Source organism: Nocardiopsis sp. NPDC101807 (genome assembly GCF_044766605.1).
Lineage (GTDB): Bacteria > Actinomycetota > Actinomycetes > Streptosporangiales > Streptosporangiaceae > Nocardiopsis > Nocardiopsis tropica.
This window is the reverse complement of record NZ_JBIWMK010000004.1, coordinates 566,619-588,763: the sequence shown is the minus strand read 5'-3', so window position 1 is coordinate 588,763 and position 22,145 is coordinate 566,619. Positions and strand designations below refer to the sequence as shown.

Below are 22,145 nucleotides of genomic sequence, written 5' to 3'. Positions count from 1 at the left end.
GGGAACGCGCAGATGCCGGGAACCGAACGGCACGCGGATCCGACACCAGGGGTGGACGGCCGCGGGAGCGCGGCCCGGAACCTGGAGCGAACACCCGTGAACCCGACACGTACGTGGGCCGCCACCGCCCTCCTCGTCCTCGCCCTGACCGCCTGCGGAGGCCCCGCGGCCTCTCCCGACGCCACCGGCGCCGCCGACGCGGACGCCCCCTCCACGGCCGCCGCCACCGCCGCCGACGCCTTCGGGGTCACCGACCCCTGGGTCAAGGCCGCCACCGCCGACGACGGCATGACCGCCGTCTTCGGCGAGATCACCAACGGCTCGGACGCGGAGGCCACCATCGTCTCCGCCTCCCACGACGCCGCCGACACCGTCGAGCTGCACGAGGTCGTCACCGAGGGCGCGGACTCCACCATGCGCGAGAAGGACGGCGGGTTCGTCGTCCCCGCCGGGGGCGCTCTCCCCCTGGAGCCCGGCGCCGACCACATCATGCTCATGGACCTCACCCGCGACCTGGAGCCGGGTGACGAGACCACCGTGACCGTGGAGTTCTCCGACGGCTCCACCGCCGAGTTCACCGCGCCCGTGAAGGAGTACGCCGGGGCGAACGAGGAGTACGAGGGCGGCGGCCACGGGGACGGGGGCCACTGATGGCGGAGCGCGGCGCGGGCGCGGGCCCGCTGAGCCGCCGCCGCCTGATCCTGGGCGGGGCGGCGGGCCTCGGCGCGGCCGGGATCGCCGGGGCCGGGGCCGCCACGTGGGCCGGCCGGCCGGGGGGCGGCCCCGACCCGGCCGCGGCCCCGCCGCTCCACGGATCCAGGACCGTGCCCTTCCACGGTCCCCACCAGGCGGGGGTGGAGACCCCGCCCCAGGCCCACGGCACGTTCGTGGCGCTGGACCTGGGACCGGAGGTCGACGCGGAGGGGGTCCGGCGGCTCATGCGGCTGCTCGGCGACGACGCCGCCCGCCTGGCCCGGGGGGAGCCCGCCCTGGCCGACACCGAGCCCGAGCTGGCCGAGGTCCCGGCCCGGCTCACCACCACGTTCGGGTTCGGACGGGGCCTGGTCGAACGCGTGGACCCCGGCGCCGTGCCGGACTGGCTGGGACCGCTGCCGGAGTTCGGCCACGACCGGCTCGACGAGGCGTGGGGCGAGGCGGACCTGCTGGTGCAGGTGTGCGCCGACGACCCCCTCACGGTTTCGCACGCGGTACGGATGCTCCTCAAGGACGCGCGGGCCTTCACCCGGCACCGGTGGACCCAGAGCGGGTTCCGCCGGGCCCACGGGTCCCAGCCCGACGGCACGACCATGCGCAACCTGATGGGCCAGGTCGACGGCACCGTCAACCCCGAGCCGGGGACGGCCGACTTCGAGCACCTGGTGTGGGGCGGCGGCGGACCGGCGTGGCTGGAGGGCGGCACGGGGCTGGTGATCCGGCGTATCGCCACCCACCTGGACACGTGGGACGAACTGGACCGGCCGGCCCGCGAGGCCGTCATCGGCCGCCGGCTGGACAGCGGCGCGCCCCTGACGGGTGCGGCCGAGCACGACGAGGTGGACCTGGCGGCCGTCGACGCCACCGGGCTGACGGTCGTCCCGGCGTTCGCCCACGTGCGCAGGGCGGTCACCGGCGACCCCGAGGAGCGGATCTTCCGCCGCGCCTACAACTACGACATGCGCGGGACGGGCGGCGAGGAGGCCGGTCTGCTGTTCGCGGCGTTCCAGGCCGATCCCGTGCGCCAGTTCGTGCCCATCCAGCGGAGCCTGGACGAACTCGACCTGCTCAACGAGTGGGTGACCGCCGTGGGCTCGGCCGTGTTCGCCGTCCCGCCCGGCTGCGAGGAGGGGGGATACGTGGGGCAGACCCTGCTGGAGGGCTGACCGGTGGCCCCCGTCCCCCGTCCGAGGACGGGGGACGGGGCGCGCCCTAGAAGACCCGGTCCGCCTCGTACGGGCCGATCACGGCGAGGGCCCGCGGCCGCGACAGCAGCTCGGCCGCCACCTCGGCCACGTCCGCGCCGGACACCGCGTCGAACAGCGCCAGGTCCTCGTCGATCGAGTAGTGGCGCGGCTTGTTGAGCTCGTGCGAGAGCAGCCGCCCCATCCGCGCGTTGGTGCCCTCGCTGCCCAGGACCAGGGAGCCCTGGATCTGGCCCTTGGCCCGGGTCAGCTCCTCGGCGGTGATCCCCGAGGCCGCCACCTTCTCCAGTTCGTCGCGGCACACGCCGATGACCTCGTCGGCCTTCTCCGGCAGGCAGCCCGCGTAGACCTGGAACATGCCGGTGTCGGCGTAGCCCGTCTGGTACGCGTGCACCGAGTACGCCAGGCCGCGCTTCTCCCGCACCTCCTGGAACAGGCGGGAGGACATGCCGCCGCCCAGGGCGGCGCTGAGCAGCCGCAGCGCGTGCCAGCGCGGGTCGGTGCGGGTGATGCCCTCCGAGCCCAGGATGATGTGCGCCTGCTCGGTGTCGCGCGGCTGCACCACGGTGCCGCCGTTCGTGGCGACCGGGCCGGCCCCCGCACGCGGGCGGGCGGGGCGGGCGTCGCCCGCCGCGGCCAGCTGGTCGGCGAACATCGCCCGGACCTGCTCCACCACCTGGTCGTGGTCCAGGCTCCCGGCCGCCGTCACGATCAGCTCCCCGGGCACGTACACGTCCCGGTACTGCTCGGCGATCCGGTCCCGGGGCAGGGCGCGGATGGTGTCGGTGGTGCCCAGGATCGGGCGGCCCAGCGGGGTGTCCCCGTAGAAGTGCGCCGCGAAGACGTCGTCCACCAGGTCGGCGGGCTCGTCCTCGTACATGGCGATCTCCTCCAGGATCACGCCCCGCTCCGTCTCCACCTCCCCCTCGTCCAGCACCGAGTTCGCGACCATGTCACCGACGACGTCGATGGCCAGCGGGAGGTCGCGGTCCAGCACCTTGGCGTAGTAGCAGGTGTGCTCCTTCGTGGTGTAGGCGTTGTGGTCGGCGCCCACGCCGTCCAGCAGCGCGGAGATCTCCAGCGCCGACCGGGTCCGCGTCCCCTTGAACAGCAGGTGCTCCAGGAAGTGCGCCGACCCCGCGTGCGCGGAGTCCTCGTCGCGGGAGCCGGTGGTGGCCGAGATCCCGAACGCCGCGGACCGGCCACCCGGGATGTTCTCGGTGACCACGCGCAGGCCGCCGGGCAGGACCGTGCGGCGCACCAGGCCGGAGCCGCCGTCGGGCTCCAGCAGCGTCACGGTCGTGCCCGGATCCTGCTCGGCGGCGATGGGGACAGAGCTCATGAATCCTTCTTCTTCGCGTCGGAACGTCGGCGGCCGGGCCGCCGGGGGCCCAGCCGAGGATACGCGCCGGGGGCGGCCGCACCCGTGGTGCGACCGCCCCCGACACGCGTCAGTCAGGATCAGGTGTTCTCGGAACGCCCGCCCGAGCTGCGGCGGCGACGGCGACGGGGGGCGTCCCCGTCCTTGTCGCCACCGTTGTCCTCGCCCTCGGGGGCGGTGTCGGCCTCGACCTCGGCCGCCGGGGCGGCGGAGGCGGCCTCGGCCTCGACGACCTCGACCGGGACGAGCGAGAGCTTGCCGCGGTCGTCGATCTCGCGGATCTCGACCTGGATCTTCTCGCCGATGCCCATGACGTCGTCGAGGTTCTCGATCCGCTTGCCGCCGTGCAGCTTGCGGATCTGCGAGATGTGCAGCAGGCCGTCCTTGCCGGGCAGCAGCGACACGAACGCGCCGAACGTCGTGGTCTTGACGACGGTACCCAGGTACCGGTCGCCCACCTCGGGCATCGTCGGGTTCGCGATCTGGTTGATCGTGTCCCGGGCGGCCTCGGCGGACGGGCCGTCGGTGGCACCGATGTAGATGGTGCCGTCGTCCTCGATCGTGATCTCGGCGCCGGTGTCGTCCTGGATCGAGTTGATCATCTTGCCCTTCGGGCCGATGACCTCTCCGATCTTGTCCACCGGGACCTTGACGGTGAGGATGCGCGGAGCGTTCGGGCTCATCTCGGCCGGACGCTCGATCGCCTCCTGCATCACGTCGAGGATGGCCAGGCGGGCGCCGCGGGCCTGCTGGAGCGCGAGCGCCAGCTGCTCGGCGGGGATGCCGTCGAGCTTGGTGTCCAGCTGCAGGGCCGTGATGAGGTCACGGGTGCCGGCGACCTTGAAGTCCATGTCGCCCATGGCGTCCTCGGCGCCCAGGATGTCGGTGAGGGTGACGTACTCGTCGCCCTCGCTGATCAGTCCCATGGCGATGCCGGACACCATCTCCTTGAGGGGCACGCCGGCCGCCATCAGGGACATGGTGGACGCGCAGACCGAGCCCATCGAGGTGGAGCCGTTGGACCCGAGGGCCTCGGACACCTGGCGGATGGCGTAGGGGAACTCCTCCCGCGCCGGCAGCACTGGGAGCAGGGCGCGCTCGGCGAGGGCGCCGTGCCCGATCTCGCGCCGCTTGGGCGAGCCCACCCGGCCGGTCTCACCGGTGGAGTAGGGCGGGAAGTTGTAGTTGTGCATGTAGCGCTTGGTCTTGTCCGGGTTGAGCGTGTCAACCGTCTGCTCCATGCGCAGCATGTTGAGCGTGGTGACACCCAGGATCTGGGTCTCGCCGCGCTCGAAGAGGGCGGAGCCGTGCACCCGCGGAAGGACGCCGACCTCGGCGCTCAGCCCGCGAATGTCCTTGGGGCCGCGGCCGTCGATGCGGACCTTCTCGCGCAGGACGCGCTCGCGCATGACCTGCTTGCTGAGCGAGCGGAAGGCGGCGCCGACCTCCTTCTCGCGACCCTCGAAGTCCTCCGCCAGCTTCTCGCCGGCGATGGCCTTGACGCGGTCCAGCTCGGCCTCGCGGTCCTGCTTGTCCGCGATGGTGAGCGCCTTGGAGAGCTCGTCGCGGACGGCGGCCTCGACGGCCGCGTACGCGTCGTCCTCGTAGTCGAGGAAGATCGGGAACTCGGTGACCTCGCGGCTCGCCTGGTCGGCGACGGCCTGCTGGGCCTTGCACAGCACCTTGATGAAGGGCTTGGCGGCCTCGAGGCCCTCGGAGACGGACTGCTCGTTGGGGCCGACCGCGCCCTCGGCGACCAGCTTCAGCGTCCGGGTGGTGGACTCGGCCTCCACCATCATGATCGCCACGTCGCCGTCCTCCAGGACGCGACCGGCGACCACCATGTCGAAGGTGGCGCCCTCCAGCTCGGCGTGGGTCGGGAAGCCCACCCACTGGCCGTCGATCAGGGCGACGCGCACGCCGCCGATCGGGCCCGAGAAGGGGATGCCGGAGATCTGCGTGGACATCGAGGCCGCGTTGATGGCGACGACGTCGTACAGGTGCTCGGGGTGCAGGGCCAGGATCGTCTCGACGATCTGGATCTCGTTGCGCAGGCCCTTGCGGAACGACGGGCGCAGCGGCCGGTCGATCAGGCGGCAGGTGAGGATGGCGTCCTCGGAGGGACGTCCCTCGCGCCGGAAGAACGAGCCGGGGATGCGGCCCGCGGCGTACATGCGCTCCTCGACGTCCACCGTGAGGGGGAAGAAGTCGAGGTTCTCCTTGGGACGCTTCGAGGCGGTGGTGGCCGACAGGACGACGGTCTCGTCGTCCAGGTAGACCGTCGCCGATCCGGCGGCCTGGCGGGCCAGGCGACCGGTCTCGAAGCGGATGGTACGGGAGCCGAACTTGCCGTTGTCGATGACGGCTTCGGCCGAGTAAACGCCCTCCATGGGCGACCTCCTACTACACGTGTTCGCGTTCGTCGCGCCGGGCACGGGCGTGCCCCGGGCGCTTCGTCGTTCGTTTCCCGCGTCCGTGCCCCGGAGTTGATGACGGCCGGTCATCGATCGAAGCCCACGGCACGCCTGGGAGGCGCTGTCCGGGGACCACTACCGAGGACCGGCCTCGACTCTGGTGCCGAGGGAGGGGCGCGGGTGATCTCTGTGAAATTAGGCGGGCGGCGGTCTGTGACCGCCGTCGCGTCACACCTTACTAACAAAGCGGGAGCGGCCGAAGCCACTCCCGCCGTTCACACCTAGCGGCGCAGGCCCAGACGCTCGATGAGCGAGCGGTAGCGGGTGATGTCCTGCTTGGCGATGTACTTGAGGAGGCGGCGGCGGCGACCGACCATCAGGAGCAGGCCACGACGGCTGTGGTGGTCGTGCTTGTGGTCCTTGAGGTGCTCGGTCAGCTCGGTGATGCGGTGCGTGAGCAGCGCGACCTGGACCTCGGGGGAACCGGTGTCGCCCTCGGTGGTGGCGTACTCGGCGATGATCTTCTCTTTGGTGGCGGTGTCGATCGACACGTCGCTCCTTCGTTGGAAAGTCGGCACGCAGGGCAGATCCCGATACGTGACGGGGATCAGACGCGGTGACCGCGCGTGCGAACAGTCACCGTCGCGTGTGGTGCGCGCGGCCCTCCGCCGACGGCGTGGGCGCACCGCGCTCCCCACGGGTCGGTTCACCGGATCGTGACCGTCCGCGAGGCACACGTGGACGGACCCCACCCTACCGCAGACCACGAGGTGACGGGGCTGTCCCGCGGGTGCGCCCCGTCTCCCCGCTCCCCGGTCAGGCCGCGCCGAGGACCTCGCGGCACCGGTCCACGTCCCGGCGCATGGCCACGATGAGCTCCTCGATGCTGTCGAAGCGCTCCTGGCCGCGGATGCGCGCGGTGAAGTCCACGGTCATCCGGACCCCGTACAGCTCCAGGTCGTCGCGGTCCAGGGCGTAGGACTCCACGGTCCGCTCCGCGCCGTCGAACGTGGGGTTGGTGCCCACGGAGATCGCGGCCGGCCAGCGCGTCTCGTGGCCGGCCACCGGCGTGACACGGCTCAGCCAGCCCGCGTAGACGCCGTCCCCGGGGACCGCGGTGCCGGGCAGCAGGTCCATGTTGGCGGTGGGGAACCCCAGCAGCTCGCGTCCGCGCGCCGCCCCGTGGACGATCTCCCCCTCGACCCGGTGCGGGCGGCCGAGCAGCCCGGCCGCCTCGGCCACGGCCCCCTCGGCGAGCAGTGCGCGCACCCGCGTCGAGGTGATCGCCTCGCCGTCCGCGACGAGGGCGACCCCGTACGCGGCGAAGCCGAACCCGGCCCCGAGAGCGGTCAGCGCGGCGACGTCGCCCGCGGCGCGGTGCCCGAACCGGAAGTCCTCCCCCACGACCACGGCCGCGGCGTGCAGCCGGTCGACCAGCACCCGGCGCACGAACTCCTCGGGGGCGAGCGAGGACAGGTCCTTGGTGAACCCCAGGACGCACACGGCGTCGGCGCCGTACTCCCCGAGCAGCTCCACCCTCCGCTCCAGCGGGGTCAGCACCGGCGGGGCGGTCCCCGTCAGCACGGCCCGGGGGTGCGGGTCGAAGGTGACCACGACGACCGGGAGCCCGAGTTCGCGGCCGCGCCCGACGGCGGCCTCCAGGATGGCCCGGTGGCCCCGGTGCACCCCGTCGAACACGCCGACCGCCACCACGGAGCGCCCCTGCCCGGAGGGGATGCCCTCCAGCCCGTCCCATCGCCGCACGTCCGGCTCCCCTGCTCGTCGTTCCTCATGGCTCCGCGCCGGGCCCCGCCGCCGGGGGCCGCGGGGCTTTCAGGAACCAAGGGTGCCACGCCGGGCGCACCGGCACCGACAGACCGGGTGTGTGGCCCGGCACACGCCTCCCCACGGAGGCGCCGCCCGCCTCGGCGACCACCCGTGCGGTGGTACGCGCCGGCCCTGCCCCGGCGGACGTGGGGGCCCGTGCGAGGCGCGTCCGCGCGGGGCGCCGTCCCGCCGGCGGCGGACCGGGGTTGGCACACGCCTCCGCCACCGCCTAACGTGCCCGGATGGCGATGATCGACACGGGAGACACCCGGCTCGCGTACGACGAGGCCGGCTCCGGGCCGGCGATCGTGTTCGTGCACGCCGGGGTCGGTGACCGACGCATGTGGGACCACCAGTTCGCCGCCCTCTCGCGGACCCACCGGGTGGTCAGGTACGACTGGCGGGGCCACGGCGGTTCGGCCGACCACGAGGGGCCCGTCGCCCACCACGAGGACCTGCTCGCCCTCATGGACGGGCTCGGCATCGGGCGCGCGACCCTCGTGGGCGCCTGCTGCGGCGGCGCCCACTGCGCCGACGCCGCGCTGGCCGCACCCGAGCGGGTCGAGTCCCTGACCCTGGTGTGTCCGGGCCTGTCGGGGCACGAGTGGCCCGAGGTGTTCGTCCGCGAGTCGCGGAAGATGGTCCTGGCCGCCGTCCCGCACGAGCGCCTGGAGGTGTACGGCGCCGGGCGCGCGGAGCCCGACCCCGCGGACGTCGCCGCGATGGCCCAGGCCCAGGCCCGCTTCCTGGTGCTGGGCCCCGGTCGGGACCCCGAGGACATGGCGCCCGAGGCGTGGGACATGTCCCTCCTGATGCTGCGGGAGCTGTTCGCCCGCCGGTGGTCCGGGCCCGTCCCCACGGCCCGCCGGCCCGACAGGCCGTCCAAGGGGCGGCTCGGCGAGATCGCCGCGCCCGCGCTGGTGGTGAAGGGCCTGTCGGAGCCCGGCCCCGTCCGGGAGGTCGCCGACCTGTACGCCGAGGGGATCCCCGGGGCACGCCTGCTGGAGATGCCGGAGACCGGGAGCCTTCCGTCCGTCGAGCGCCCGGCGGAGCTGACCGCCGCCCTCGCGGACTTCCTCGGCGTGTCCTGAGGCGCGCGGGCGGGTCAGGCCGGCTCGAACACCACCAGGGGCTTCATGTGGTCCCTGCGGTTCTCCCCCAGCGCGATCACCCGGCCGTCGGGGGCGAACATGCCGACCGGCCCGGGGCCGAGCGAGCTCGGTTCGATCCGGTTCCCGTTCCGGACCAGGCGGGTCTCGTCGTCGGTGAGCATGCGCACCGGGAAGGCCGCCGCGACCGCGCGGGCCAGCGGCACCTGCGTGAACTCCGCGGCCAGCTGGTCGAGCGTGCGGGCCTGGGACAGGTCGTAGGGCCCCACCCGCGTACGGCGCAGCGCGGTCAGGTGGCCTCCCACGCCCAGGTCCCCGCCCATGTCCCGGGCGAGTGCGCGGATGTAGGTGCCGCTGGAGCACGTGACGGCGGCGTCCACGTCCACGAAGACGCCGTCGGCGTCCTCCACCCTGCGGACGGCGGTGACCTCGAACCGCGCCACGGTGACCGCGCGGGGCCGGAGCACGACCTCCTTGCCCTCACGCGCCGACTTGTAGGCGCGCTTGCCGTCCACCTTGATCGCGCTGACCTGCGGCGGGACCTGCTGGATCTCGCCGGTCAGCCGGGCGGCCGCCGCGTGCACGGCCTCGTCCCCGACCTGCGAGGCGTCGACCCGGGCGCCCGGCTCCCCCTCCGCGTCGTCGGTGTTGGTCACCAGGCCCAGCCGGATGGTCGCCGCGTACTCCTTCTCGGTCAGCGTCAGGTGGCCGAGGAGCTTGGTGCCCTTCTCGATCCCCAGCACGAGGACCCCCGTGGCCATCGGGTCGAGGGTGCCCGCGTGGCCGACCCGGCGCGTGCGTGCCAGCCCGCGCGTCTTGGCGACCACGTCGTGCGAGGTCCAGTCGGCGGGCTTGTCGACGACGACGACGCCGCCCGCGCCCTGGGCTCCCCGCGGCGCTGGGGGGGGGGGGGGGGGGGGCGGCGGCGCCCCCCCCCCCCCGCCGGTGGTGGTGCTGGAACGGGGAGGGAGGCTACTCGTCCTCGTCCTCGTCGTCCTCGCGGGGGGCCTTGTACGGGTCGGCCTCTCCCGCGTGCTTGGCGCCGGTCGCCTTCTCGGCCACCTCGGCGTCGGACTGGCGCGCCTTGACCAGCAGTTCCTCGATGTGCTGGGCGTTCTCCTGGACCTCGTCGATGACGAAGGCCAGGCTCGGCGTGTGCCGGATGCCGGTCTGGCGCCCCACCTCGCTGCGGATGACGCCCTTGGCGCTCTCCAGAGCGGCGGCGGAGGCGGCCTTCTCCTCCGGGCTGCCGAACACCGTGTAGTACACCGTGGCGTCCCGCAGGTCGGCGGTGATGCGCGCGTCGGTCACGGTGACGAATCCCAGGCGCGGGTCCTTGATCCTCCGGTCCAGCATCTCGGCGACGATGCGCTGGATGCGGTCGGCGATCTTCCGCGCGCGTGCGGCGTCAACCATCGTCAGTCTTCCTCTTCGTTGAAGAGCCGCTGCCTGGCGGAGAGCAGCTCCAGTTCGGGACGTCCCGCGACGAAACGCTCGCAGGTGTCCATCAGGTCACGGGCGTGCGCCGCCGTCGGCGCGACCACCGCCACGCCGACCTTGGCCCGTCGGTACAGGTCCTGGTCCCCGACCTCGGAGACCGAGACGGAGAACTTGCGGCGCAGCTCGGCGATCACCGGTCGGACCAGCGAGCGCTTCTGTTTGAGCGAGTGGACGTCACCGAGAAGGACGTCCAGGGTCAGCGACCCGACGTACAAATGATCACCTGTGGTGTTGTGGGGAAAGAGCGTGGGACCCCGGCCACACGGCCGGGGCCCCTTCGGATCAGGCTCCGCGAGGATCAGTCGCGGGGCTTCTCCTGCATCTCGTAGGTCTCGATGACGTCCTCGACGCGGATGTCGTTGTAGCCGACACCGATACCGCACTCGAAGCCCTCGCGGACCTCGGTCGCGTCGTCCTTGAACCGCCGCAGGGACTCCACGGTGAGGTTCTCGGAGATGACGACACCCTCGCGGATGAGCCGCGCCTTGGTGTTGCGGCGGATGAGGCCGCTGCGGACGATCGAGCCCGCGATGTTGCCGATCTTCGGAACCTTGAAGACCTCGCGGACCTCGGCGCTGCCGAGCTGGACTTCCTCGTAGACCGGCTTGAGGAGACCCTTGACCGCGGCCTCGACCTCGTCGATGGCCTGGTAGATCACCGAGTAGTACCGGATGTCGACGCCCATGCGATCGGCGAGCTCGCTGTTCTTGCCCTCGGGCCGAACGTTGAAGCCGATGATGATCGCGTCGGCGGACGACGCCAGGTTGATGTCGTTCTGCGTGATCGCACCGACACCCCGGCCGATGACGCGGATGTTGACCTCGTCGCCACCCGAGTCGATCTTGAGGAGCGACTCCTCCAGGGCCTCGACCGAGCCGGACATGTCGCCCTTGATGAGGAGGAGCAGCTCGGAGCGCTCACCCTCCTTGAGGGCGTCCTGCCAGGTCTCGAACGTGACGCGGCGGGCCGAACGCGCCTGCTGGGCGAAGCGCTCGCGCGCCTCGCGCTGCTGCGCGATCTGACGTGCCACCCGGTCGTCCTTGACGACCAGGAAGCTGTCGCCGGCGCTGGGAACGTTGGTCAGACCCAGCACCTGCACCGGACGGGACGGCTCGGCGCTCTGCACGTTGTCGCCGTGCTCGTCGAGCATGGCGCGCACACGGCCGTAGGCGTCGCCGCAGACGATCGAGTCGCCCACGTTGAGCGTGCCGCGCTGGACCAGCACCGTGGCCATGGAACCGCGACCGCGGTCCAGGTAGGCCTCGATGGCCAGACCCTGGGCGTCCATGTTCGGGTTGGCGGTCAGGTCGAGCGCCGCGTCGGAGGTCAGCACGATCGACTCGAGCAGGCCGTCGATGTTGTCGCCCTTGAGCGCGGAGATGTCCACGAACTGGACGTCGCCGCCGTACTCCTCGGCGACCAGGCCGTACTCGGTGAGCTGCGCACGGACCCGCTGCGGGTCGGCGCCCTCGACGTCGATCTTGTTGACCGCGACCACGATCGGCACCTCGGCCGCCTTGGCGTGGTCGATGGCCTCGGCCGTCTGCGGCTTGACGCCGTCGTCGGCCGCGACCACCAGCACCGCGATGTCGGTGACCTTCGCACCGCGGGCACGCATGGCGGTGAACGCCTCGTGACCCGGGGTGTCGATGAAGGTGAGCCTGCGCTCCTCGCCGTCCACCTCGGTGGCGACCTGGTAGGCGCCGATGTGCTGGGTGATACCGCCGGCCTCGCCGCTGACGACGTTGGTCTTGCGGATGGTGTCCAGCAGTCGGGTCTTACCGTGGTCGACGTGGCCCATGACGGTGACCACGGGCGGACGGGGACGCAGGTCCTCGGCCGTTCCGTCGTCCTCGCCGAACTCGATGGAGAAGGACTCCAGCAGCTCGCGGTCCTCGTCCTCGGGGCTGACGACCTCGATGCGGTAGCTGAGCTCCTCGCCCAGCAGCTGGAGCGACTCGTCGGGCAGCGACTGGGTCGCGGTGACCATCTCACCCAGGTGCATCATGACCTGGACGAGCGACGCCGGGTTGACGTCGATCTTGTCACCGAAGTCCGACAGCGAGGCGCCGCGGGACAGGCGGATGACCTGGTTGTTGCCGCTCGGGATCTTGACGCCGCCGAAGGACGGTGCCTGGAGGTCGTTGAACTCCTGGCGCCGCTGCTTCTTGGACTTGCGGGCACGCCCGGGACGACCGCCCGGACGGCCGAACGCACCGGCCGTTCCGCCGCCGCGACCGCGACCGCCGCCGCCGGGACGGCCGCCGAAGCCGCCGGGACGACCGCCGCCCGCGCCGCCGCCGCCACCGGGACGGGGACCCGCACCCGCGGGGGCTCCCCCGCGACCGCGGCCACCGCCGCCGCCGGGACGACCGCCGCCGGCGCCGCCGCGACCGCCGCCCGCGGGCGAGGCCGGACGGGACGAGGGCATGTTCATGGGGCTGGGACGCGGACCGCCGGGACGGGGCCCGCCGGCGCCGCCGCCGGGACGCGGAGGTCCGCCTGCCGCACCGCCCGGACGCGGAGCGCCCGCGGCGCCGCCGGGACGCGGGGCGCGCTGGTCGCCGCCGCCCTGCGGGCCGGGACGCGGACCCGGACGGGGACCGCCCGGACGCGGAGCGCCGGCGCCGGGAGCGCCGCCGGGACGCGGAGCGGGCTTGGAGCCCATGCCGGAGGCGTTGGACGCGAACGGGTTGTTGCCCGGACGCGGACCGGACGTGCGCGGGCCCGGACGGGCGCCGCCGCGCTCGGGGCGGTCGCCCCGCTGCGGACGCTCGCCGCGCTCGGGACGGTCGCCCCGCGGGGGGCGCTCGCCGCGCTCGGGACGCCCGGCCTCGGGGCGGGACTCCTCGGAGCGCACACCCTCGGGCCGGCCTGCCGGGCCACCGGGCTTGGGCGCACCGCCGGGGCGGGTGCCCGCCTCGCCGCGGGGGGCCTTGGGGCCGGGCTTGGGCGCGCCGGGACGCGGGGCGGACTCGCCCTGCGCGGCCGACGGCTTGGGCGCTGCCGGACCCGGCTTCGGGCCGGGCTTGGGAGCGGGCCCCGGCTTGGGGGCCGCACCCGGCTCGGACGCGGCGCGGGGGCCGGGCTTGGGAGCCGAGCCCTTCCTGCCGCCGTCGGAACCGTTGTTGAAGGCTTCTTGGAGGCGTCGCACGACGGGGGCCTCTATCGTCGAGGACGCCGAACGGACGAATTCGCCCATCTCGTTGAGCTTGGCCAGCACGGCCTTGCTCTCTACACCGAACTCCTTGGCGAGTTCGTACACCCGGACCTTCGCCACTACTCTCCTTCAGCTTCGGTCCGGGACATGGGCTTGTGCCGGACCGTCGTTAGCTCGAGTTACTCATCGCTGCGTACTCATCAGGCGCTCATCGCAATCTCGACCTGCTTCCTCATCGCTACACAACAATGGGTCGGTACTCGCGTGCCGACACAGCACTGGTACGCCGACCTCGGTTATGACAACCCGGAGACCGGCCCAGACATTCCAACCCTATCGGGAGCGTTAAGCCTATCCGCCACGAGGGGCGGCATCGAGCAGGGCCTCCACGGGTGAGAGGTCCCACCCGGCGTCACCCGCTCCCCTCCGGTAGGCGCGGGACCATACCCTGCGACGCTCGGCGAGCTCGAGGCACCGCCGGTCGTCGTGCAGGTAGGCGCCACGCCCCGGACGTCGACCCCGGGTGTCGGGCATGATGGCCGTGCCCACAGCCACCAGCCGCACGAGGTCGGACTGGACTGCCCGAGACCGGCACCCCACGCATGTGCGCACGGGGCCGTCGGGACCGTCTCCGGCCACCATATCGCGTCGGGGCATCGCCGCGACCCGATTAACCGGCCGCGGCGGCGTCGTCGCCGTCGGTTCCGTCACCGTCGGCGGGACCGCCCACGGGTTCGGCGTCGGAGCGGATGTCGATGCGCCAACCGGTCAGACGGGCGGCGAGGCGGGCGTTCTGGCCCTCCTTGCCGATCGCCAGGGACTGCTGGTAGTCGGGCACGACGACCCGCGCCACCCGGGCGGCCATGTCGAGGATTTCCACGGAGTTGACCCGCGCCGGGGACAGGGCGTTGGCGACGAACGCGGCCGGGTCGTCGGAGAAGTCGACGATGTCGATCTTCTCTCCGTGGAGTTCCGCCATCACGTTGCGGACACGGCTGCCGAGCGGGCCGATGCAGGCGCCCTTGGCGTTGACCCCGCCCCGGTGCGACCGTACGGCCATCTTGGTGCGGTGGCCCGCCTCGCGGGCGATCGCCGAGATCTCGACGGTGCCGTCGGCGATCTCGGGCACCTCCAGCTCGAAGAGCTTGCGCACCAGGTTGGGGTGGGTGCGCGAGAGGGTGACCGACGGGCCCCGGTGGCCCTTGCGGACCTGGACCACGTAGGCGCGCAGCCGCTCCCCGTGGGTGTAGGTCTCGGTGGGGACCTGCTCCTGCGGGGGCAGGACCGCTTCGAGCTTGCCGAGGTCGACCAGCACGTTCCGGGGGTCCTTGCCCTGCTGGATGATGCCGGAGACGATGTCGTGCTCGCGCCCGGCGAACTCGCCCAGGGTGAGCTCGTCCTCGGCGTCCCGCAGGCGCTGGAGGATGACCTGCTTGGCGGTGGAGGTCGCGATGCGGCCGAATCCGGACGGGGTGCCGTCGAACTCGCCGAGGACCTCGCCCTCCTCGTTCGTCTCGGACACCCACACGGTCACGTGGCCGGTCGAGCGGTTGAGCTCGACCCTGGCCTTCTTGTCGGGTCCCTCTTCGCGGTGGTAGGCGATCAGGAGCGCGTCCTCGATGGCCTTGGCCACCAGCTCGACCGCGATGTCCTTCTCGCGCTCCAGGCTGCGCAGGACACTCATGTCAATATCCACGGGGCTCCCCCTCTAGTCCGCCGCGTCGGTGTCGGCTTCGCGACGGAATTCCACCTGGACCCTGCCCGGGCCGAGCTCGGCGTGGGCGAGGGTGCGGGGCCGGCCCCCGACGTCGAGGGTGACCCCCTCGTCGTCGGCGTCGGTGACCCGGCCGGTGACGTCGCCGCCCCCGGCGAGGGCTGCCTTCACCAGCCGTCCACGGGAGCGCCGCCAGTGGCGCGGCTGCGTCAGCGGGCGGTCCACCCCGGGCGAGGTGACCTCCAGGACGTAGGGCAGCTCGCCCATGACGTCGGAGGCGTCCAGCGCGGCGTTGACCTCCTGGCTGACCTCACCGACCCGGTCCAGGTCCACCCCGTCGTCGGAGTCGACGACGACGCGCAGGACCCGGCGCTTGCCCGCCGGTGTCAGCTCGACGGCCTCCAGGTCCAGTCCGGCCTCGGCCAGTACCGGCTCCAGCAGCTCGGCGATGCGCTCTTCGCGTGCCTGCGCTCCCATGTGGTGTCTGCCCCTCCAGCGGAGAAATCCCGCCCGCTCGGCCTCGGGCCGGTGTACGGGGCGGTCCAGCTCTGTACGTAGTCTGCGACTGAACGGTCCGCCCCCGAGGGACGCGGACCGGCCGCGCGTCGCGTGCGACGGCGGTTGTGCTGCAAGGGTATCCACACCCGGACGCCTTCCAGGTCGCCGTCGGTGTCCGGGACGCGCCGCGGCGTGGCCCCGGGAAGCGGGAAAGCCCGTGTGGAGCGGTGTGTCGGACCGGGTCGGGCCCCGCGCGGACCGTGGAAAGATGGGGCCGTGGCCGTCCCGGACGGCCGACGCGCCGGCGAGGGACGGCGCGGGGCACGGAAGGAGAGCACGTGGGCCAGGTGAACGGCTGCGTCAGCCGCCGCACGGTGCTGGGCGCTGCGGTGGCCGGAGCGGCGGTCGCGGGTCTGGCCGGGTGCGGCGGGGCGGAGTGGTACCCCGCGGACGTGACCCCGGACGAGTACGTGCTCCGGTCGGTGATCCGGGAGAAGGAGCGGACGGTGGCCCTCTACGAGGCCGCGATCGCCGACGGGGCGGGGCCGGCGGACCTGCTGGAGCGGCTGTTGGAGCACCACCTGACCCATGCGGACGCGCTCGTGGAGTCGCTCCCCGAGGGCGCCTCCCCCACCCCTCCCGCCGACCCGGCCGAGGGCGGGGGGACCCCTGCGCAGGACGGACCCGCGCCCGGTGAGGCGCTGGACGCGGCGGGGCTGCGCCTGCTGGAGTCGGCGGCGACGAGTGCGCGCCTCGACCAGGCCGCGGCCGTGTCCGACCCCGGCCTGGCCCAGCTGATCAGCGGCATCGGCGCCTGCGAGGCAGGACACGCGTACCTTCTGGCCCGGGCCTAGGCCCGGCCTCCCCGCACGGCATCCACGAACCTGAAGGCGGTACTGGTGAGCGAGAGTCCCGCGTCCACCCCTGGCGGGGCGGACCCCGGCACGGACCCCGGCCCCGACGCGCTGGCCGAGGCGCTGAGCGCGGAGCACGCGGCGGTGTACGGGTACGAGTTCGTCGGCGGGGCCGCCGGGGACCGGGGCCGGCGCGAGCGGGCCCTGGAGGCCGCGCAGCAGCACAAGGCCCTGCGTGACGCGCTGCGCGCGGCGGCGGTGGAACGCGGCTTCGAGGCGCCCTCGGCGCTGGCGACGTACCCCCTGCCGGAGGGGCGCGACGACGACGGCTTCGACGCCTTCGCGGTCGGGCTGGAGGAGGCGGCGGCGCGGGCGTACCTGTGGCTGACGGCGTCGGGCGACGCCGGCCTGCGGTCGAGGGCGGCGCGCGCCCTCCAGGAGACGACGCTGCGGGGACTGGAGTGGGGCGGGGAGCTGGACGCCCTCCCCGGCTTCGAGACCGCCTGACGGGATCCCGCGCGAGGGGCCGGGGCCGCTCCCCGGTTTCCCGCCGTCGGCCGTCCCGGCCGGCGGCGGGACGGGCGCCCCGGGACGTGCCCGGCGGACGCCCGCCCCGCTGTGCGGCGGGCGCCGCCCGCCGGACGCGCCCTAGCCGCGGCAGGCGGCGACGGTGCGGTCCACGATCTCGGCCAGGGCGACCTCCTCGCGGTCGCCGGTGGCGCGGTCCCGCAGCTCCACCAGGCCGTCCTTGAGCCCGCGGCCGATGATGACGCCGGTCGGGATGCCGAGCAGTTCGGAGTCGGTGAACTTGACGCCCGGCGAGACGCCCTTGCGGTCGTCCACGAGGACGCGCAGTCCGCGTGCCTCCAGCTCCGCGCCGATCCGCAGGGCCTCCTCGATCTGCTCGCCCTTGCCGGTGCCGACCACGTGCACGTCGGCGGGCGCGATGGCGCGCGGCCAGACGATGCCCTTGTCGTCGTGGGACTGCTCGACGACGCAGGCGACGGCGCGCGAGACGCCGATCCCGTAGGAGCCCATGGTGACGCGCTTGGGCTTGCCGTCGGCTCCGAGGGCGTCCACCTGGAAGGAGTCGGTGTACTTGCGGCCGAGCTGGAAGATGTGGCCGATCTCGATGCCGCGCGAGGTGTACAGCGTGCCCCGCCCGTCGGGCGAGGGGTCGCCGTCGCGGACCTCGGCGACGTCGATGACGCCGTCCGGGGTGAAGTCGCGCCCGGCCACCAGGTCGATGACGTGGTGGTCGGCCCTGTCCGCGCCGGTCACCCAGGCGGTGCCGGTGACCACGCGCGGGTCGACCAGGTAGCGGACCTTGTTGTCCAGCAGGGCGAGGGGGCCGATGTAGCCCTTGGCCAGGAAGGGGTTGGCCGCGAAGTCGGCCTCCTCCAGGAGCGCGACCTCGGTGGGCTCCAGGGCGGCCTCCAGTCGCTTGAGGTCGACCTCGCGGTCGCCGGGCAGGCCGATGGCCAGCAGCTTCCACTCGTCGGCGCCGGGCTCGCGGGTCTTGACGAGGAGGTTCTTGAGGGTGTCGGCCTCGCTGAAGTCGCGGCCCAGTCCGGCCCCGTTGAGGAAGTCCACCAGCGTCTGGATGGTCGCGGTGCCCGGGGTGTGGTGCACCACCGCCTCGGGCAGCCCCTCGACGGGCAGCGCCGGGGGCGCCGGGGTGGCGACGGCCTCGACGTTCGCGGCGTAGTCGGACTCCGTGCTGCGCACGAAGGTGTCCTCGCCGCTCGCGGCCACGGCCAGGAACTCCTCCGAGGCGGACCCGCCCATGGCGCCGGACGTGGCGGAGACGATCACGTACTCCAGCCCGAGCCGGTCGAAGATCCGGATGTAGGCGGCGCGGTGCGCCTCGTAGGAGGCCCGGAGGCCCTCGTCGTCGATGTCGAAGGAGTAGGAGTCCTTCATGTGGAACTCGCGGCCGCGGAGCACGCCCGCCCGGGGGCGCGCCTCGTCGCGGAACTTCTCCTGGATCTGGTACAGGACGACGGGGAAGTCCTTGTAGGAGGAGTACTCGCCCTTGACCAGGAGCGTGAACAGCTCCTCGTGCGTGGGGCCGAGCAGGTAGTCGGCGCCCTTGCGGTCCTTGAGGCGGAACAGGGTGTCGCCGTACTCCTCCCAGCGGCCGGTCGCCTCGTAGTACTCCCTGGGCAGGAGGGCGGGCAGGAGGACCTCCTGGCCGCCGATGGCGTCCATCTCCTCGCGCACGACGCGGGCGACGTTGTCCAGGACCATCTTGCCCAGGGGCAGCCAGGAGTAGACCCCGGGGGCGGCCCGGCGCACGAACCCGCCGCGCACGAGGAGCTTGTGGCTCGGCACCTCGGCGTCCGCCGGGTCCTCACGCAGGGTGCGAAGGAACAGGTTCGACATCCGCAGCAGCACGGCCACTCCTCGGTGAACACGCCCGTGGGGCGTGGGGATCAGGACTAGGGGAGTCCCAGGCTAGCGGTAGTGCGGACGCGTTCGCGCGTGGGTTGCGCGAGCGCTCCCGCCCGTACCTAGGCTTGGTGGCCGGCGATCCGGGCGGCGGGCGCGGCCGGCGAAGGGGCCGGCGGACGCCGCCGACGAACGGGGAAGAGCATGGGCAGACGCGGTACTCGGGACACGGGACCCGACGGGGCCGGGGAGCCGGAGGGCGTTCCCGGGACGGAGCTGCTCGCGGACGCGGACCGGTCCGACTCGTGGTTCCTCGTGGTGGAGGGGACGCCGCAGTCCCACGTGGACCTGTCCGACCCGTCCTACCTGGACTTCTCGTACATGCGGCGGATCGCGCACGCCGCCGACCTCGTCGCGCCCCCGGGCGAACCGATCGACGCACTGCACCTGGGGGCGGGGGCGCTGACCCTGGCCCGGTACGTGGCGCACACCCGCCCGGGCTCGCGGCAGCGCGCGGTGGACGTCGACGCCCCGTTGGTGGAGATGGTGCGGCGGCGGCTGCCGTGGGACCGCAGGGCGCAGCTGCGGGTGGGGATCGGCGACGCCCGTGAGTGGATCGGCGCCCGGCACGCCGACAGCGCGGACCTGGTCGTCAGCGACGTGTTCTCGGGGGCGCGCACGCCCGCGCGGCTGACCTCGGTGGAGTTCTACGGGGAGATGGCGCGCGTGCTGCGGCCCGGGGGCCTGCTGGCGGTGAACATCGGCGACGGCCACTCCCTGGAGCACACCCGCGCCCAGGTGGCGACCGCCCGTGCGGTGCTGCCGCACGTGGCCCTGACCGCCGCGCCCGCCATCCTGCGCGGGCGCCGGTTCGGCAACCTCGTCCTGGTGGCCGGGCGCCGGCCGCTCCCCTCCGAGGACCTGGGCCGCCTCGCGCACCGCGACCCGGAAATGGCCCGGCTGCTGGAGGGCGGGGAGCTGGACCGCTTCGTCTCGGGCCGCGCGCCCGTCCACGACGCGGACGCGGTCGACTCCCCCGCGCCGCCGGACGACGTGTTCTGAGCCCGCCGCCGGGCCCCGGCGCGAACGGCCGGAACCGGACTCCCCTCCCGGCCGGCGGTGTCCCCCGGGGCGCGGGTCCTGTGGCCGCGGGCGACGGTGACGGGCGGGCCGGACGCGGCGGGGCCCCGTGCCCGCGGGCGTCGCGGCGCCCCGCCGGGCGTCCCCCGGGCGCGGGGCGCGGAGGCGCGTACTCCGCGGGGAGTACGCCGACGCGCGAAGTGCACCCCCGAGGACGACGCGCCGCACCGGGGGTCGCCCCTACTGTCGTGGGTGTGGCAGCACTACTTCCGCGCCCCACGCGCACCGACGCCTGGCTCGCCCCGGTCCTGCTCGTCCTGTCCGTGGGCAGCACGCTCGTGATCGAGTGGGTCGCCCCCGTCCCCACGGACCGCGAGCCCTGGCCGTGGGGATGGGCCCTCGTCCTGGCGGCGTGCCTGCCGCTCCTGTGGCGGACCGCCTTCCCCCGCGCCGTGGGCCTGGTCTCGATCGCCTCCGCGACCGTCTACTACCCCCTGGGCTTCCCGGACGGCGCGGTCATGCTGTGCACCGCCGTCATGCTCTACACCCTGGTCCGCTGGGGCTACCGCGTGTCCGGGTGGACGCTGGGCGTCGGCCAGTTCGTCGCGGTCAACGCCTACGAGCTGCTGGTGGGCGGCGGGTTCCGCTTCGAGGCGGTGGGCATGGTCGCCTGGGTCATGCTGCTGCTGTGCACGGGCGAGGTCGTGCGCTGGCGCCAGGAGTACCTGCGGGCCGACCGCGAGCGCGCGGTCGAGGCGAACCGCACGAAGGAGGAGGAGGTGCTCCGCCGGGCGTCGGAGGAGCGGGTCCGGCTGGCCCGGGACGTGCACGACACCGTCGCGCACAACATCTCGCTGATCAACGTGCAGGCCGGCACCGCCCTCTACCTGATCGAGACGGAGCCCGGGCGCGCCGCGGAGGCCCTGGCCACCATCAAGCAGACGAGCAAGGACACCCTGACCGAGCTGCGCGGGATGCTGGGGGTGCTGCGCGCCGTGGACGAGGTCGCGCCGAGGTCGCCGGTCCCCGGGCTCGACCGGGTGGGCGAACTCGCCGAGGGCACGCGGGCCGCGGGGCTCGACGTGGAGGTCGAGGTCGTCGGAACCCCCGCCCGCCTGCCCGTCAGCACCGACTCCGCCGCCTACCGCACCGTGCAGGAGGCGCTCACCAACACCGTGCGCCACTCCGGGGCGACGGCCGCCCGGGTGCGGATCGAGCACGGGGCGTCCTCCCTGGTGGTCGAGGTGACGGACAACGGCCGCGGCACGGTCGGCCCCCCGGCGCCGGGCAACGGCATCACCGGGATGCGCGAACGCGCCGCCCTGATCGGCGGCACGGTGGACGCGGGCCCCCTGGAGGGGGGAGGATTCCGGGTGCGGGCGCGGCTGCCGTCGGGGCCGGCCGGGCCGGGACAGCCGGGCTCCGCCCCGCCGGACGCGCGCGGCGCCTCCGCCACCGACGAGACGAGGACGCAGTGATCAGGGTGCTGCTCGCCGACGACCAGGTCCTGGTGCGCGCGGGTTTCCGCGCGCTCCTGGACAGCGCCCCCGACATCGAGGTGGTCGCCGAGGCGGGTGACGGCGAGGAGGCGGTCCGGCTGGCCCGCGCGGAACGGCCCGACGTGGTCCTGATGGACATCCGCATGCCCGGTGTGGACGGCCTGGCCGCCGCCGGGCGCATCCTCGCGGACAGCGCCCTCCCGGGGACGAGGATCGTCATCCTCACCACGTTCGGCCTGGACGAGTACATCTTCGAGGCGTTGCGCGCCGGGGCCAGCGGGTTCCTGGTCAAGGACACCGAGCCCCGCGACCTCCTGCAGGCGGTGCGCGTCGTGCACGCGGGCGAGGCGCTGCTCTCACCGGCGATCACACGGCGGCTGATCGCCGACTACGCCCGCCGCCCGCCCCGCGCCCCGGACCCCTCGGTCCGCCTCAACGGGCTCACCGACCGCGAGCGCGAGGTGGTCGCGCTGGTCGGGGGCGGGCTGTCCAACGAGGAGATCGCCGCCCGGCTGGTGGTCAGCCCGGCCACGGCCAAGACCCACGTCAGCCGCTCCATGGTGAAGCTGGGCGTGCGCGACCGCGCCCAACTGGTCGTCATCGCCTACGAGACGGCCCTGGTCACGCCGCGGTGGAGCCGGGACGCCTGACCGGCCCGGCCCCGGCCCTCCCCCGAGGGGCGCCGGGGACGCCTCGGGGTCTCCCCCTACACCCGCGGGAGTACGGGCGGGGCGGCGCGTACACCGGGGGGCGGCCCCCCGGTGCCCCCGCCGGGACGATGCGCCCGCCGCCGCCCCCG

At 73.7% G+C, this 22,145-nt stretch carries 19 protein-coding genes and 1 pseudogene; 8 read left to right on the top strand and 12 right to left on the bottom strand.

Annotation, left to right across the window (positions count from 1 at the left end; all coding sequences use genetic code 11):
• Positions 1-96: 96 nt before the first annotated feature.
• Together ACIRPH_RS15430 and ACIRPH_RS15425 are read left to right on the top strand one after the other, a co-directional pair.
• The gene (locus ACIRPH_RS15430) at positions 97-651 is read left to right on the top strand and encodes a copper chaperone PCu(A)C (RefSeq protein WP_402914410.1); all 555 of its coding nucleotides are present in this window, start codon (positions 97-99) and stop codon (positions 649-651) included.
• Positions 651-1,880: a Dyp-type peroxidase gene (locus ACIRPH_RS15425; protein WP_402914407.1), complete on the top strand. Its 1,230-nt coding sequence runs from the start codon at positions 651-653 to the stop codon at positions 1,878-1,880. The genes ACIRPH_RS15430 and ACIRPH_RS15425 overlap by 1 nt, the downstream gene beginning before the upstream one ends.
• Positions 1,881-1,926: 46 nt before the next feature.
• On the opposite strand, the gene ACIRPH_RS15420 is transcribed toward ACIRPH_RS15425, so the two are convergent.
• From ACIRPH_RS15420 to ACIRPH_RS15405, 4 genes are all read right to left on the bottom strand, one after another.
• Positions 1,927-3,261 carry a M16 family metallopeptidase gene (locus tag ACIRPH_RS15420; protein ID WP_402914405.1) on the bottom strand — a complete coding sequence of 445 codons (1,335 nt, stop codon included), beginning with the start codon at positions 3,259-3,261 and terminating at the stop codon, positions 1,927-1,929.
• Between the two features lie 119 nt (positions 3,262-3,380).
• Positions 3,381-5,690: a polyribonucleotide nucleotidyltransferase gene (locus ACIRPH_RS15415; RefSeq protein WP_402914402.1), complete on the bottom strand. Its 2,310-nt coding sequence runs from the start codon at positions 5,688-5,690 to the stop codon at positions 3,381-3,383.
• A gap of 305 nt (positions 5,691-5,995) precedes the next feature.
• Complete coding sequence (rpsO, locus tag ACIRPH_RS15410; RefSeq protein WP_267948452.1) at positions 5,996-6,265, bottom strand: 30S ribosomal protein S15; 270 nt, start codon at positions 6,263-6,265, stop codon at positions 5,996-5,998.
• 265 nt (positions 6,266-6,530) lie between these two features.
• On the bottom strand, positions 6,531-7,478 hold the full coding sequence (locus ACIRPH_RS15405) for a bifunctional riboflavin kinase/FAD synthetase (protein WP_402914398.1): 948 nt from the start codon (positions 7,476-7,478) through the stop codon (positions 6,531-6,533).
• Positions 7,479-7,783: 305 nt separating this feature from the next.
• On the opposite strand from ACIRPH_RS15405, the gene ACIRPH_RS15400 reads away from it, so the two are divergent.
• Complete coding sequence (locus tag ACIRPH_RS15400; protein ID WP_402914396.1) at positions 7,784-8,632, top strand: alpha/beta fold hydrolase; 849 nt, start codon at positions 7,784-7,786, stop codon at positions 8,630-8,632.
• 14 nt (positions 8,633-8,646) lie between these two features.
• On the opposite strand, the pseudogene truB reads toward ACIRPH_RS15400, so the two are convergent.
• From truB to rimP, 7 genes and pseudogenes are all read right to left on the bottom strand, one after another.
• A pseudogene (truB, locus tag ACIRPH_RS15395) lies at positions 8,647-9,522 on the bottom strand (tRNA pseudouridine(55) synthase TruB); the annotation flags it as partial.
• A 100-nt stretch (positions 9,523-9,622) separates the two neighbouring features.
• The gene (gene rbfA / locus ACIRPH_RS15390; protein WP_267948446.1) at positions 9,623-10,066 is read right to left on the bottom strand and encodes a 30S ribosome-binding factor RbfA; all 444 of its coding nucleotides are present in this window, start codon (positions 10,064-10,066) and stop codon (positions 9,623-9,625) included.
• Positions 10,067-10,068: 2 nt separating this feature from the next.
• Entirely contained in the window at positions 10,069-10,365 is a 297-nt protein-coding gene (locus ACIRPH_RS15385) for a DUF503 domain-containing protein (protein ID WP_402914393.1), read from the bottom strand.
• 83 nt (positions 10,366-10,448) lie between these two features.
• On the bottom strand, positions 10,449-13,430 hold the full coding sequence (gene infB / locus ACIRPH_RS15380; RefSeq protein WP_402914390.1) for a translation initiation factor IF-2: 2,982 nt from the start codon (positions 13,428-13,430) through the stop codon (positions 10,449-10,451).
• Positions 13,431-13,661: 231 nt separating this feature from the next.
• Positions 13,662-13,952, bottom strand: a complete 291-nt coding sequence (locus ACIRPH_RS15375) for a YlxR family protein (RefSeq protein ID WP_267950269.1) — start codon at positions 13,950-13,952, stop codon at positions 13,662-13,664.
• Between the two features lie 28 nt (positions 13,953-13,980).
• A complete protein-coding gene (gene nusA, locus ACIRPH_RS15370) occupies positions 13,981-14,994 on the bottom strand; it encodes a transcription termination factor NusA (RefSeq protein ID WP_402914388.1) in 1,014 nt (337 codons plus the stop codon).
• Positions 14,995-15,018: 24 nt separating this feature from the next.
• Positions 15,019-15,501 (bottom strand): ribosome maturation factor RimP, encoded by a 483-nt coding sequence (gene rimP / locus ACIRPH_RS15365; RefSeq protein WP_402914386.1) that lies wholly within the window; start codon positions 15,499-15,501, stop codon positions 15,019-15,021.
• A 359-nt stretch (positions 15,502-15,860) separates the two neighbouring features.
• Between rimP and ACIRPH_RS15360 the strand changes: the two genes are divergently transcribed.
• Positions 15,861-16,376: a ferritin-like domain-containing protein gene (locus tag ACIRPH_RS15360; RefSeq protein WP_402914383.1), complete on the top strand. Its 516-nt coding sequence runs from the start codon at positions 15,861-15,863 to the stop codon at positions 16,374-16,376.
• A 45-nt stretch (positions 16,377-16,421) separates the two neighbouring features.
• The gene (locus ACIRPH_RS15355) at positions 16,422-16,883 is read left to right on the top strand and encodes a ferritin-like domain-containing protein (RefSeq protein ID WP_402914380.1); all 462 of its coding nucleotides are present in this window, start codon (positions 16,422-16,424) and stop codon (positions 16,881-16,883) included.
• 141 nt (positions 16,884-17,024) lie between these two features.
• Here the strand turns inward: ACIRPH_RS15355 and ACIRPH_RS15350 are convergent, their stop codons facing one another.
• The gene (locus tag ACIRPH_RS15350) at positions 17,025-18,761 is read right to left on the bottom strand and encodes a proline--tRNA ligase (protein ID WP_402914821.1); all 1,737 of its coding nucleotides are present in this window, start codon (positions 18,759-18,761) and stop codon (positions 17,025-17,027) included.
• A gap of 210 nt (positions 18,762-18,971) precedes the next feature.
• Here ACIRPH_RS15350 and ACIRPH_RS15345 point away from each other — a divergent pair, with 210 nt between their 5' ends.
• The 3 genes from ACIRPH_RS15345 (at position 18,972) to ACIRPH_RS15335 (ending at position 21,996) form a co-directional block, all read left to right on the top strand.
• Positions 18,972-19,829 (top strand): spermidine synthase, encoded by an 858-nt coding sequence (locus ACIRPH_RS15345; protein ID WP_402914378.1) that lies wholly within the window; start codon positions 18,972-18,974, stop codon positions 19,827-19,829.
• A gap of 272 nt (positions 19,830-20,101) precedes the next feature.
• Positions 20,102-21,325 carry a sensor histidine kinase gene (locus ACIRPH_RS15340; RefSeq protein ID WP_402914375.1) on the top strand — a complete coding sequence of 408 codons (1,224 nt, stop codon included), beginning with the start codon at positions 20,102-20,104 and terminating at the stop codon, positions 21,323-21,325.
• Complete coding sequence (locus ACIRPH_RS15335; protein WP_402914373.1) at positions 21,322-21,996, top strand: response regulator; 675 nt, start codon at positions 21,322-21,324, stop codon at positions 21,994-21,996. Before ACIRPH_RS15340 ends, ACIRPH_RS15335 begins: the two co-directional genes overlap by 4 nt.
• Positions 21,997-22,145: the final 149 nt, after the last annotated feature.

Coding starts and splice junctions, on each gene's coding strand:
- ACIRPH_RS15425 (WP_402914407.1), top strand. CDS start 651: ATGGCGGAGCGCGGCGCGGGCGCGGGCCCGCTGAGCCGCCGCCGCCTG.
- ACIRPH_RS15420 (WP_402914405.1), bottom strand. CDS start 3,261: ATGAGCTCTGTCCCCATCGCCGCCGAGCAGGATCCGGGCACGACCGTG.
- ACIRPH_RS15415 (WP_402914402.1), bottom strand. CDS start 5,690: ATGGAGGGCGTTTACTCGGCCGAAGCCGTCATCGACAACGGCAAGTTC.
- ACIRPH_RS15400 (WP_402914396.1), top strand. CDS start 7,784: ATGGCGATGATCGACACGGGAGACACCCGGCTCGCGTACGACGAGGCC.
- rbfA (WP_267948446.1), bottom strand. CDS start 10,066: ATGGTTGACGCCGCACGCGCGCGGAAGATCGCCGACCGCATCCAGCGC.
- ACIRPH_RS15375 (WP_267950269.1), bottom strand. CDS start 13,952: ATGGTGGCCGGAGACGGTCCCGACGGCCCCGTGCGCACATGCGTGGGG.
- nusA (WP_402914388.1), bottom strand. CDS start 14,994: ATGAGTGTCCTGCGCAGCCTGGAGCGCGAGAAGGACATCGCGGTCGAG.
- rimP (WP_402914386.1), bottom strand. CDS start 15,501: ATGGGAGCGCAGGCACGCGAAGAGCGCATCGCCGAGCTGCTGGAGCCG.
- ACIRPH_RS15350 (WP_402914821.1), bottom strand. CDS start 18,761: ATGTCGAACCTGTTCCTTCGCACCCTGCGTGAGGACCCGGCGGACGCC.
- ACIRPH_RS15345 (WP_402914378.1), top strand. CDS start 18,972: ATGGGCAGACGCGGTACTCGGGACACGGGACCCGACGGGGCCGGGGAG.